The sequence below is a fragment of the Arthrobacter sp. CP30 genome (assembly GCF_053470025.1).
The window spans coordinates 12,848-25,260 of sequence record NZ_JBQEMM010000007.1 but is presented as its reverse complement, the minus strand read 5'-3'; the positions used below and the strand labels follow the sequence as shown (position 1 = coordinate 25,260).

Below are 12,413 nucleotides of genomic sequence, written 5' to 3'. Positions count from 1 at the left end.
CTGTCATCCGACGGCTGACCTAGGCTTGTCGAATGATCCTCCTCACCGGCTTCGAACCCTTCGGGGGAGAAGCGACCAACCCGTCCTGGCTCGCCGCCCGGCGTGCGACGTCCCTGCTGCGCGAGCAGGGTCTGGACGCGACCGCCGTCGAGGTGCCGTGCGTCTTCGGCCGCAGCGTCGATGCGTTGGCGGAGGCGATGGACCGCCACCGGCCGGACATCGTCCTCTGCGTGGGGCAGGCCGGAGGCCGCGAGCGCGTCTCCATCGAGCGTGTCGCCATCAATGTCGACGACGCACGCATCCCGGACAACGCGGGCCGTCAGCCCGTCGATGAGGCGGTGGAGCCGGGCGGTCCTGCCGCCTACTTCTCCACCCTGCCGATCAAGGCGTGCCGCGAGGCGGTGGCCTCGCTCGGCGTCCCGGTGGAGGTCTCGCAGACCGCCGGGACCTACGTCTGCAACCACATCTTCTACGGGCTCATGCACCGCCTCGCAGGAAGCAGTGGGATGAGGGGCGGCTTCGTCCACGTCCCGTACTCGACGGAGCAGGGCGAGGCGAACGGCGCCCCGGGACTCCCGATCGAGGACATGGCGGCTGCGCTCGTGGCCATCGCGACGACGACGGCGGGGACATCGACGGACCTGCGGGTCTCCGCCGGCGCGGAGCACTAGGCCCGGGCGCGACGACGACGGCGGAAACAGAGGGACAGGGAGAGGACACAGGGACCGGCGGAGCAGGACACGCCGCGGACCGCTGCCGGGCAGGGCTCAGGACGCCGGGTCCTGTTTCCGGCGCACGCGCCTGGTGTCCAGCGCGGCCCGGACCGTGGCCGTGACGGGACGGAGCGGTTGTTCGCGGTAGCCGCCGTCGGCCAGTCCGGCCCCGCGTTCGAACAGGTTCCGCGACGCCGGATCGCCCGTCCGCAGGAGCGAGTACCCGGCGGCCGCCAGATAGGCGGGAAGGAACGGCAGGCCGAGACAGGCGGCGTACTGGCGACAGTGGCGCGCCTCGTGCTCGAGGAGCCGCCGGAAGCCCGCCGGCGCGTCCTGGGGGACCCGCCCGCGCAGCAGCACGACACTACCCACGGTGAACGCACGGGCCCTCGGCAGGCGCCTCCGGTAGCCCTCGGCGAGGAGGATGCCATGGGGACCGCGGGTGATCCTGCAGCCCGACAGGACGGCGACGGCCAGGCCGCACGGGGTGGACAGGTTCACCCAGTTGAGGACGGGCACGAGGCTCCGGTGCATGCCGACATCGTACTGCGGCCGGAGAACCGGTCACCGACGACGTCCGACGAGCAGGCCTGGGCCCGGGCGTGATGCGGTTGCGGGCCCGCCGAGCCGGTCGCCTAGACTTGACCCGCCGGTGCGCCCACGCTGCGAGCCGGCGTTTTCCTGTCCACGGCGTGGCCGGCCGAGCAGGCCGCCCGCCGCACGTCGCGAGAGTGCAAGGTAGCAATCGATATGTCCGACACCCCAGAGCAGGCCGGGCCCGCCGGCCCCGATGCGCAGGTCCCCGATCCGCTGGACGCCGCGTCGGTCGCCACCGCCGTGGATGCCGCGCTCGCCGACATCGCTGCGGCAGGAGACCTCGACGGACTCAAGGCGGCACGGATCGCCCACACGGGGGAGAAGTCGCCCCTGAGCCTCGCCAACCGCGGCATCGGCGCGCTGCCGAAGGAGCAGAAGTCGGCGGCGGGCAAGAACATCGGCCCGGCGCGGGGGCGCATCAACCAGGCACTGGCCGCACGCACCACCGAGCTCGAGGCCGAACGGGACGCCCGCATCCTCGTCGAGGAGGCCGTCGACGTGACGGCCGCGCCCCGCCGCCGTCGTACCGGTGCACGGCATCCGCTCTCCACCCTGCAGGAGCGCGTCAGCGACGTGTTCGTCGGGATGGGCTGGGAGATCGCGGAGGGGCCCGAGCTGGAGTCGGAGTGGTTCAACTTCGACGCCCTGAACTTCAAGCCGGACCACCCCGCCCGCGAGATGCAGGACACCTTCTTCGTGGAGCCACCCGAAGCGCACCTCGTGCTGCGCACGCACACCTCACCGGTGCAGGTGCGGTCCATGCTCGAGCGCGAGCTGCCCATCTACGTGCTCTGCCCGGGCAAGGTGTTCCGCACCGACGAGCTCGACGCGACGCACACGCCGGTCTTCCACCAGTTCGAGGGCCTCGCGATCGACAAGGGCCTCACCATGGCGGACCTCGTCGGCACGCTCGAGCACTTCACGCAGCAGCTGTTCGGCGACGACGCCAGGGTGCGCCTGCGGCCGAACTTCTTCCCCTTCACCGAACCCAGCGCCGAACTCGACATCTGGCACCCGGGGGCCAAGGGTGGGCCGCGCTGGATCGAGTGGGGCGGCTGCGGCATGGTCAACCCCAACGTGCTCAGGGCCACCGGGATCGACCCGGACGTGTACTCCGGTTTCGCCTTCGGGATGGGGATCGAGCGGGCACTCATGTTCCGCAACGAGGTCATCGACATGCGCGACATGATCGAGGGCGATGTACGTTTCAGCGAACACTTCGGGATGGAGATCTAAGTGAGAGTCCCACTCTCCTGGCTGCGCGAGTACGCAGCCGTACCTGCGGACGCCACCGCGGAAGACGTCATGGCGGAGCTCGTGAAGGTCGGGCTCGAGGAGGAGGACGTCCACCGTCCCACCGACGAGCTGACCGGACCGATAGTCGTCGGGCAGGTCCTCAGCCTGGTCAAGGAACCCCAGTCCAACGGGAAGACCATCAACTGGTGCCAGGTGCGCGTGGTGCCCGAGGGTGCCGGGCAGGCGCTGTCCGGCGACGGGATCGATCCCTCCGGCGTGCAGGGCATCGTCTGCGGCGCCCACAACTTCGTCGAGGGTGACAAGGTGGTGGTCACGCTGCCCGGCGCGGTGCTGCCGGGCGACTTCCGCATCAGCCCCCGCAAGACCTACGGGCACGTGTCCGCCGGCATGATCGCCTCGGTGCGCGAGCTCGGGATCGGCGATGACCACGACGGCATCCTCGTGCTCTCGACGCTGGGCCTCGATCCCGAGGTCGGCACCGACGCCATGGAGCTGCTCGGACTGTACGACGAGGCCGCCGAGATCAATGTGACCCCGGACCGCGGGTACTGCTTCTCCATCCGGGGTGTGGCCCGCGAGTACGCCCACGCCACGGGAACGGCCTTCACCGACCCGGCGGCCGCCGTCGTCGTGCCGCCGGGCACGGGCGGGGGCTACCCGGTGCGGCTCGAGGACGGTGCGCCCGTCTACGGTGTCCCCGGCTGTGACCGCTTCGTGGCCCGGACGGTCCGCGGCGTCGACCCCAACCGGCCCACCCCGCCCTGGCTGTCGGCGCGCCTGCGCCTCGCGGGGATCCGCTCCATCTCGCTCGTGGTCGACATCTCCAACTACGTGATGCTCGAACTCGGCCAGCCGCTGCACTTCTACGACCTCGACGCGCTCTCGGGCGAGATCGTGGTCCGGCGCGCCACCGCCGGCGAGACGCTCCGTACCCTCGACGACAAGGTGCGCACGCTCGACGCCGCCGACCTCCTCATCACGGACGCCTCCGGCCCCATCGGGATCGCGGGCGTCATGGGCGGGGCCGCGACCGAGGTCACCGACGGCACGCGCAACGTCCTGATCGAGTCCGCGCACTTCGACGCCGTCAGCATCGGCCGCTCGCGCCGCCGCCACAAGCTCCCCTCCGAGGCGTCCAAGCGCTTCGAGCGCGGCGTGGACTGGCACGTGGCGGACATCGCCGCGCAGCGCGCCGTCGAGCTCCTCCTCGACCTCGCGGGCGGAACGGTCGACGACGCCGTGACCGATGCCGGCCAGGCACCGGAGCCGCGGGTCATCGAGTTGGCCGCCGACTTCCCGGCGCGCCTGATCGGCCGTCCCTTCGATGACGGCGAGATCACCGGCACGCTCACCGACCTCGGCGCGGCGGTCGAGCGCACCGACGGAGGCTACCGCGTGACGGCCCCGAGCTGGCGCTCCGACCTCGAGACACGGGAGGACCTCACGGAGGAGATCATCCGCCTCCTCGGGTACGACACCATCCCGTCGAGCCTGCCCGTGGCACCGCCCGGCCGCGGCCTGACCCGCGGCCAGCAGCAGCGTCGCCGGCTCCTGAACGCCCTCGCGGCGGCGGGCCTCACGGAGGTGCTGTCCTACCCGTTCGTCAGCGCCCGGTCCAACACCGTGTTCGGGGCACCGGAGGAGGGCGTGGCCGCGCCGTCGGTGAAGCTCGCCAACCCGCTGAGTGCCGAACTCGGGTTCCTCCGCCGGTCGATCCTGCCGGGCCTCGCCGAACTCGCCCGGCGGAACCACTCCCGCGGTTTCCGGGACCTCGCCCTCTTCGAGGCGGGGGCGGTGTTCCTGCCCGGCGATCCGCTCGGCACGGATTCGATCCCGCCGCTGGGCATCAAGCCCGACGACGCCGTCCTCGACGCGCTGTACGCCGGGATCCCGGACCAGCCGCAGACCGTGGCGGGCCTGTTCACCGGACACGAGGCGGCGCCGTCGGCCGGGGTGGCCCCCCGCGCCTGGGACTGGGCCGATGCCGTCGACGCGGTGCACCTCATGGCGCAGGTCACCGGGGTCGACGTCGTGGTCCGGCAGGGCAGCCACCAGGCGTTCCACCCCGGCCGTACCGCGGAGTTCGCGCTGCGCAGCGGGGAACTGCTGGGGTACGCGGGCGAACTGCACCCGAAGCTCATCGCTGCGGAGGACCTCCCGGCGCGGACCGTCGCCTTCGAGATCGACGTGGACCTGCTGTTCGACGCCGCGGCCGACGTGATCGTGGCCCGGCCGCTGTCCACCTACCCTGCCGCGACCCAGGACGTGGCGCTCGTCGTCGATGCCGCCGTCGTCGCAGGGGACGTGCTCGAGGCCCTGCGCGAGGGCGCGGGCGAACTCCTCGAGGACGTCAACCTGTTCGACGTCTATACGGGCCCGGGCATCGGCGAGGGGAGCAAGTCACTGGCGTTCGCGCTGCGCTTCCGTGCTCCCGACCGGACCCTGACCGCCGAGGAGGCGAGCGCCGCGCGGGACAGCGCCGTCGCCGGCGCGGCCGAGCGCTTCGGAGCCGTACAGCGCTGACCTCCGGGAGACTCCCTTGCCACGACGGAAGGCCCGCCCACGCTCGCGCGGGCGGGCCTTCCGTCGTCCGGACACGCAGTCCGGTCAGGGGACCAGCAGCACTTTCCCCGTGGTCCTGCGGCCCTGCAGGTCCTCGTGGGCGCGTGCGGCCTCCGCGAGGGGGTAGCGGGCGCCGATGCGCACCTCGAGATGGCCGGCGACGACGGCACCGAAGAGCTCCTCGGAGCGCCAGCGCCGCTCCTCCGGGGTGAGCAGGTGGTGGACCAGCGTGGGGCGGGTGACGAACAGGGAACCCCCGCTGTTGAGGCGCTGCAGGTCCAGTGGAGGGACCGGGCCGGATGCCGCCCCGTAGAGCACCAGCGTCCCGCGGATCCTCAGCGCGCGCAGGGACGCGTCGAAGGTGTCCTTGCCGACGCCGTCGTAGACGACGTCCACGCCCGTACCGTCGGTCAGGGCCCTCGCAGCATCCGCGAAGCCGTCGTAGCGCAGCACCTCGTCGGCGCCGGCGCTGCGGGCCAGCTCCTCCTTCTCGGCCGTGGACACGGTGGCGATGACCCGGGCGCCCTTGGCCTTGATGAGCTGCGTGATCAGGAGACCCACGCCACCGGCGCCGGCGTGGACCAGCACGGTGTGCTCGGGCCGCACCTCGAACGTGGAGTTGATGAGGTAGTGGGCGGTCATTCCCTGCAGCGGCAGTGCCGCGGCCGTCTCGAGGTCCACGCCCTCCGGCACGGGCAGGGCGCGGTCGGCGTCGACGAGGGCGTACTCGGCGTAGGTGCCCGCTCCCTCGGCGAAGGCGACGCGGTCACCCACCCCGAAGCCCGCGGTGTCCGCCCCGAGCGCCTCGACGGTGCCCGCTGCCTCGGCTCCCGGGGTGAAGGGATGCTCGACGGGGTAGGCGCCGCTGCGCTGGTAGGTCTCGATGAAGTTCACCCCGGCGGCGGCGACCTTCACGAGGAGCTGGCCGGGACCCGGTTCCGGGCGGTCCGCGGGAGCGAGGGCGAGGACCTCGGGTCCGCCTGCCTGCCGGACGACGATGGCTGAGGGCATGATGCTGATCCTTTCGGTGGCGTCTGCCCATGCTATTCCCGCAGGCCGCACCGAAGGACTGCATAACTATGTGTAGCTCTGCATATCCTTGCTGTAGGGTTGGGGTATGACGTTCACCGCAGCGGTATCCGGCGCCAGTGGCTACGCCGGGGGAGAGCTCCTGCGCCTCCTCGCGAACCACCCCGACATCGAGGTCGGAGCCATCACCGCGCACAGCAGTGCCGGGTCCGCCCTCGGTGCGCTCCAGCCCCACCTGCACTCGCTGGCCGGTCGCATCCTGCAGGACACGACCCCCGAGGTCCTCGCCGGGCACGACGTCGTCTTCCTCGCCCTGCCGCACGGAGCCAGTGCGGAGATCGCCGCGCAGCTCCCGCCGGACACGCTCGTCATCGACGCCGGGGCGGACCACCGCCTGCAGGATCCCGCCGCCTGGGCGAAGTTCTACGGTTCCGCGCATGCGGGCACCTGGCCGTACGGGCTGCCCGAGTTGCCCGGACACCGGGCCGCCCTCGAGGGTGCGCGCCGCATCGCCGTTCCCGGCTGCTATCCCACGAGCGTGCTCCTCGCCCTCACCCCCGGCTTCGCCGCGGGCCTCCTCGAGCCCGACGACGTCGTCGTCGTCTCGGCATCGGGCACGTCGGGTGCGGGCAAGGCCGCGAAGCCCCACCTGATCGGCTCCGAGGTGATGGGCGGCATGAGCCCCTACGGGGTCGGGGGAGGCCACCGGCACACCCCCGAGATGGAGCAGGGCCTCAGCCTCGCCGCCGGCGAGCGCGTGTCGCTGTCCTTCACGCCGACCCTCGCGCCGATGGCCCGGGGCATCCTCACGACGGCGACCGCGAAGGTACGCCCCGGCGTCGGCTACGCCGAGCTGCGTGAGGCATGGGAGGCGGCCTACGCGGACGAGCCGTTCGTGCGCATCCTCCCCGAGGGGCAGTGGCCCGCCACGAAGTCGGTCCTCGGCTCGAACTACGCGAACCTCCAGCTTGCGTTCGACGCGCACGCCGGCCGCGTGATCGTCAGCAGCGTCATCGACAACCTCACCAAGGGGACCGCCGGCGGAGCCGTGCAGTCCATGAACATCGCCCTCGGTCTCGACGAGACCCGGGGCCTGACCATCCAGGGGATCGCACCGTGAGTATCACCTACCCGGGCGGGTTCCGCGCCGCGGGCGTCGCCGCCGGCCTCAAGAGCACCGGCAAGCCCGACATCGCCCTCGTGGTCAACGACGGGCCGCTGCACACTGCGGCAGCGGTCTTCACCTCCAACCGCGTCGTGGCCGCTCCCGTCCTCTGGTCCCGCCAGGTGGTCTCCGACGGACGCGCCGACGCCGTCGTCCTCAATTCCGGCGGCGCCAACGCCTGCACGGGGCCGGAAGGCTTCCAGAACACGCACCGCACCGCCGAGGTGGCGGCCGATCTCCTCGGCGTCTCGGCCACCGACGTCGTCGTGTGCTCCACCGGACTCATCGGCGAGCACCTGCCCATGGAGAAGCTCCTGGCCGGTGTCGCCGACGCCGCCGGATCACTCGGCCGGGGAGGCGGACCCTCCGCCGCCGAGGCGATCATGACCACGGACACGGTGTCCAAGGAAGCCCGCTACCCGGCGACCGCCGACTCCGCCAGCGAGGGCTACGCCATCGGCGGGATGGCCAAGGGGGCAGGGATGCTCGCGCCCGGACTCGCCACGATGCTCGTCGTCCTGACCACGGACGCCGCGCTCGAGCCCGCCGCGCTGGACGCGGCGCTCCGCGAGGCGACGCGTGTCAGCTTCGACCGCACCGACGCCGACGGCTGCATGTCGACGAACGACACCGTGGTGCTCCTCGCCTCGGGCGCAGCCGGGATCGCGCCCGACCAGGCCCAGTTCACGGCGGCCCTGACCGATGTGTGCCTCGACCTCGCCGCGCAGCTCATCCACGACGCCGAGGGCGCGAGCCACACCATCGCCGTCACGACGGTCAACGCCGCGACCGAGCGGGACGCCGAGGTGGTCAGCCGCGCCGTGGCCCGCTCGAACCTCTTCAAGACCGCCATCTTCGGCAACGACCCGAACTGGGGCCGGGTCCTCGCCGCCGTCGGCACCACCGACGCCGTCTTCGAGCCGGACCAGCTCAACGTCTCCATGAACGGCGTCCAGATATGCCGGAACGGCGGCATCGGCGACCCGCGCGACCTCGTGGACCTCAGCGGACGGGATGTCGCCGTCGAAATCGACCTCGCAGCGGGATCCGCCGGCGCCACCATCTGGACCAACGACCTCACGCACGAGTACGTGCACGAGAACTCGGCGTACTCGAGCTGATGGGAGGGACCATGACAGACGCACCCCCGACCGGACCCTCCGCGTCGACCCTGCGGGCGCAGGACAAGGCCGCCACGCTGATGGAGGCCCTGCCCTGGATCCAGCGGTTCGCCGGGACCACGATGGTGATCAAGTACGGCGGCAACGCCATGGTGGACGACGACATGCGCCGGGCCTTCGCCGAGGACATCGTCTTCCTGCACCACGTGGGCATCCGCCCGGTCGTCGTCCACGGTGGCGGACCGCAGATCAACGCGATGCTGCAGAAGCTGGGCATCGAATCCGAGTTCAAGGGCGGCCTCCGCGTCACGACGCCCGACGCCATGGACGTGGTCCGCATGGTCCTCACCGGACAGGTGGGCCGGGAGCTCGTGGGCCTGATCAACTCGCACGGCCCGTACGCCGTCGGTCTCTCCGGGGAGGACGGCGGGTTGCTCCGCGCCGTGCGCACCGGGACGGTGGTCGACGGCGAGCCCGTGGACCTCGGCCTGGTCGGCGAGGTCACCGCCGTCCACCCGGGAGCGATCCTCGACATCCTGCAGGCGGGCCGCATCCCGGTGATCTCCACGGTGGCGCCCGAGTACGACGTCGACGGCGAGCCGACGCAGCAGGTCCTCAACGTCAACGCCGATTCCGCCGCTGCCGCGCTCGCCGTGGCCCTCGGGGCGGCCAAGCTCGTGATCCTGACCGATGTGGAGGGGCTCTACGCCGACTGGCCCGACCGCGGTTCGCTCATCTCGTCGCTGTCGGCGGGCCGGCTGCGGGAGCTCCTGCCGTCGCTGGAGTCCGGCATGATCCCGAAGATGACCGCCTGCCTGCAGGCCGTCGAGGGCGGCGTGGAACGCGCGCACATCGTGGACGGCCGGCTCGCCCACTCGATGCTCCTGGAGACCTTCACCGCGGCGGGCATCGGCACCCAGGTGGTCCCCGACGAGACCCCAGCACTCACGAGAGGAACCCCATGACCGACCTCGGGACGACGACAAGCACCACGGGCACCCCGGGCACTCCTGGCACCAGAGACGCCACGGGCACCACGGGCATCACAGCCGCGCAGGGCACCGCGCACGGCCGGCACGCTGCCCCCGGTCCGGTCGATGCGGTCCCCGCGGAGGCGGGCCGGATCGACGCCGGGACGGCCGGTCACGCGGTCGGCGTCCTCACGGGCGGCAGTTCCGGCGCCGACTGGCTCGCCCGGTACAGCGGCTCCCTGATGGGTGTGTTCGGGACGCCGCAGCGCGTGCTCGTGCGTGGCTCGGGCTGCTACGTCTGGGACGCCGACGGGAGCCGGTACCTCGACCTGCTCGGCGGCATCGCCGTCAACGCCGTCGGTCACGCCCACCCGTTCGTCACGTCGGTGATCTCGAGCCAGCTGGCGACCCTCGGTCACATCTCGAACTTCTTCACCAGCCCCACGCAGGTGGCGCTCGCCGAGAAGCTCCTCGCGCTCGCCGACGCCCCCGAGGGGTCCCGCGTGTTCTTCACCAACTCCGGGGCGGAAGCGCTGGAGGCCGCCGTCAAGCTGGCCCGCCGGAACAGCACGCCGGAGCGGCGCCGCATCCTGGCGCTCGACGGCGCCTTCCACGGCCGCACCATGGGCGCCCTCGCGCTGACGTCGAAGAAGGCCTACCGCGAGCCGTTCGAGCCCCTGCCCGGCGGCGTCGAGCATCTTCCGTTCGACGACGTCGAGGCCCTCCGTGCGGCGATGGACCACACCGTGGCCGCCCTCGTCGTCGAACCGATCCAGGGTGAGGCCGGGGTCCGCCCGCTGTCCGCCGGATACCTCCGCGCCGCGCGTGAACTCACCCGCGAGCACGGCGCCCTGCTGATCCTCGACGAGGTCCAGTCCGGCATCGGCCGCACCGGCCGCTGGTTCGCGCACCAGGGGGTGGAGGGAGTGGTCCCCGACGCCATGACCCTCGCCAAGGGACTCGGTGGGGGCTTCCCCGTCGGCGCGCTCGTCACGTTCGGCGAGGCGGTCTCGACGCTCATCTCCGCGGGCCAGCACGGCACCACCTTCGGTGGCAACCCGGTGGCCACGGCAGCCGGGCTCGCGACGCTCCACGTCCTCGAGACCACGGGTGCCCTGCAGGACGCGGTGCACGTCGGAGCCCTCCTGCGGCGCGGGCTCGCCGCCACGCGGGGCGTCGTCGCGGTGCGCGGCGAGGGACTCCTCATCGGGTTCGACCTCGACGGCGACCATGCCCCGGCCGCAGTGCAGGCCGCCCTGCAGTCCGGGTTCATCATCAACGCGACCGGCCCGGCGACCATCCGGCTCGCGCCGCCCCTCATCCTCACCGAGGACCAGGCAGCGAGCTTCCTCGACGCGCTCCCCGGCATCCTCGACGCCGCCCGGCCGTCGACCGACAGCACATCCCAGGAGGCACCAGCATGACGCGCCACTTCCTCGTCGACACCGATCTCTCGCCGGCCGAGCAGGCGGAGGTCCTGGACCTCGCCGCCGAGCTGAAGGCGGACCCCTACGCGCACGCCCCCTTCGCGGGCCGCGGTGCGGGCCGGAAGACGGTCGCGGTCATCTTCGACAAGACGTCCACGCGTACCCGGGTGTCCTTCGCCTCCGGCATCGCCGACCTCGGCGGCGTCCCCCTTATCATCGGTGCGGGGGACTCCCAGCTCGGGCACAAGGAATCGATCACCGACACGGCGAAGGTCCTGGAACGGATGGTCGCGACCATCGTCTGGCGCACCTACGCGCAGTCCGGGCTCGAGGAGATGGCGGCCGCCTCCAGCGTCCCGGTCATCAACGCCCTGTCCGACGACTACCACCCGTGCCAGCTCCTCGCCGACCTGCTCACCATCCGCGAGCACAAGGGGAAGCTGACGGGGCTGACCATGACCTACCTCGGGGACGGCGCCAACAACATGGCGAACTCCTATCTCCTCGCCGGCGCCACGGCAGGGATGCACGTGCGCATCGCGGGGCCGGAGGGCTACCTTCCTGCGGCCGCTGTCGTCGCGGCCGCCGAGAAGCGGGCGCGTGAGACGGGCGGATCCGTCCTCGTCACCACCGACGCCGCCGCCGCGCTCGCCGGGGCCGACGTCGTCGCGACCGACACCTGGGTGTCCATGGGCCAGGAGGACGAGAAGGCCGCCCGGCAGGAGCTGTTCCGGGCCTACGCCGTCGACGCCGCCGCGATGGCGCAGGCCGCGCCCGACGCCGTCGTGCTCCACTGCCTCCCCGCCTACCGCGGCTACGAGATCGCGGCGGACGTCATCGACGGCCCGCAGTCGCTCGTCTGGGACGAGGCGGAGAACCGGCTGCACGCGCAGAAGGCGCTCATGACCTGGCTCGTCGCCCGCTCGGCGGCCACCACGTGACCGTACAGCGCGACTCCGCCCGGCCCGTCACGAAGACGGCCCGGCACGCCCGGATCACCGACCTGCTGACCGCGCACCCCGTCCGCTCCCAGGCCGAACTGGCCACGCTCCTCGCGGCCGACGGTGTCCAGGTGAACCAGGGCACGCTGTCGCGGGACCTCGTGGAACTCGGCGTGGTCCGGGTGCGTGGGGCCGACGGCGCCCTCGTCTACGCGGTGCCGGTCGAGGGTGGCGGGCGGCACGTCCAGAGCGGGGTCTCGCAGGAGATCCTCGACGCGCGGCTCGCGAAGCTGTGCAACGAACTGCTCGTGACGGCGGAGGCGAGCGGCAACATCGTGATCCTGCGGACTCCGCCGGGAGCCGCGAACTTCCTGGCCCTGGCGATCGACCACTCCGTCATCCCGTCCATCCTCGGCACCATCGCGGGCGATGACACCGTCATGCTCGTCAGCCGGGAGGTCGACGGCGGGGCCGCCGTCGCCGAACGCTTCCTGAACCTCGCGCAGGAGCCGCAGGGCAGCGCCGAGACCGCCTGACCCCGCCCCACCGATCACCCGCCGCTACGCTGGCAGCAGCGGCACAGACCACCCACACCAGGATCTTCCGGGCCCCGCCCGGACAACCGAAGGA

At 72.1% G+C, this 12,413-nt stretch carries 11 protein-coding genes; 9 read left to right on the top strand and 2 right to left on the bottom strand.

Annotated elements, in window-relative coordinates; translation table 11 throughout:
• The first annotated feature begins 32 nt into the window (after positions 1-32).
• Positions 33-671: a pyroglutamyl-peptidase I gene (pcp, locus tag ACTIMO_RS10685; RefSeq protein WP_448182403.1), complete on the top strand. Its 639-nt coding sequence runs from the start codon at positions 33-35 to the stop codon at positions 669-671.
• Positions 672-767: 96 nt separating this feature from the next.
• On the opposite strand, the gene ACTIMO_RS10680 is transcribed toward pcp, so the two are convergent.
• On the bottom strand, positions 768-1,247 hold the full coding sequence (locus ACTIMO_RS10680) for an eCIS core domain-containing protein (protein WP_448182402.1): 480 nt from the start codon (positions 1,245-1,247) through the stop codon (positions 768-770).
• 216 nt (positions 1,248-1,463) lie between these two features.
• On the opposite strand from ACTIMO_RS10680, the gene pheS reads away from it, so the two are divergent.
• On the top strand, positions 1,464-2,546 hold the full coding sequence (gene pheS, locus ACTIMO_RS10675; protein WP_448182401.1) for a phenylalanine--tRNA ligase subunit alpha: 1,083 nt from the start codon (positions 1,464-1,466) through the stop codon (positions 2,544-2,546).
• Positions 2,547-5,090 (top strand): phenylalanine--tRNA ligase subunit beta, encoded by a 2,544-nt coding sequence (gene pheT / locus ACTIMO_RS10670; RefSeq protein WP_448182400.1) that lies wholly within the window; start codon positions 2,547-2,549, stop codon positions 5,088-5,090. It abuts the gene before it with no gap.
• 84 nt (positions 5,091-5,174) lie between these two features.
• Here the strand turns inward: pheT and ACTIMO_RS10665 are convergent, their stop codons facing one another.
• Positions 5,175-6,140, bottom strand: a complete 966-nt coding sequence (locus ACTIMO_RS10665) for a quinone oxidoreductase family protein (RefSeq protein ID WP_422391658.1) — start codon at positions 6,138-6,140, stop codon at positions 5,175-5,177.
• A gap of 106 nt (positions 6,141-6,246) precedes the next feature.
• Here ACTIMO_RS10665 and argC point away from each other — a divergent pair, with 106 nt between their 5' ends.
• Genes argC through ACTIMO_RS10635 form a run of 6 tightly spaced genes read left to right on the top strand, consistent with a single transcriptional unit; the run spans position 6,247 to position 12,319 of the window.
• A complete protein-coding gene (gene argC / locus ACTIMO_RS10660; RefSeq protein ID WP_448182399.1) occupies positions 6,247-7,278 on the top strand; it encodes an N-acetyl-gamma-glutamyl-phosphate reductase in 1,032 nt (343 codons plus the stop codon).
• A complete protein-coding gene (gene argJ / locus ACTIMO_RS10655; RefSeq protein ID WP_055772417.1) occupies positions 7,275-8,444 on the top strand; it encodes a bifunctional glutamate N-acetyltransferase/amino-acid acetyltransferase ArgJ in 1,170 nt (389 codons plus the stop codon). Before argC ends, argJ begins: the two co-directional genes overlap by 4 nt.
• An 11-nt stretch (positions 8,445-8,455) precedes the next feature.
• Positions 8,456-9,409 (top strand): acetylglutamate kinase, encoded by a 954-nt coding sequence (argB, locus tag ACTIMO_RS10650; protein ID WP_448182398.1) that lies wholly within the window; start codon positions 8,456-8,458, stop codon positions 9,407-9,409.
• Entirely contained in the window at positions 9,406-10,839 is a 1,434-nt protein-coding gene (locus ACTIMO_RS10645; protein WP_082471581.1) for an acetylornithine transaminase, read from the top strand. The genes argB and ACTIMO_RS10645 overlap by 4 nt, the downstream gene beginning before the upstream one ends.
• A complete protein-coding gene (gene argF, locus ACTIMO_RS10640; RefSeq protein ID WP_448182397.1) occupies positions 10,836-11,783 on the top strand; it encodes an ornithine carbamoyltransferase in 948 nt (315 codons plus the stop codon). The genes ACTIMO_RS10645 and argF overlap by 4 nt, the downstream gene beginning before the upstream one ends.
• Positions 11,780-12,319, top strand: coding sequence for an arginine repressor (locus ACTIMO_RS10635; protein WP_055772410.1), 540 nt, complete (start codon positions 11,780-11,782; stop codon positions 12,317-12,319). The genes argF and ACTIMO_RS10635 overlap by 4 nt, the downstream gene beginning before the upstream one ends.
• The last annotated feature ends 94 nt before the right edge of the window (positions 12,320-12,413 follow it).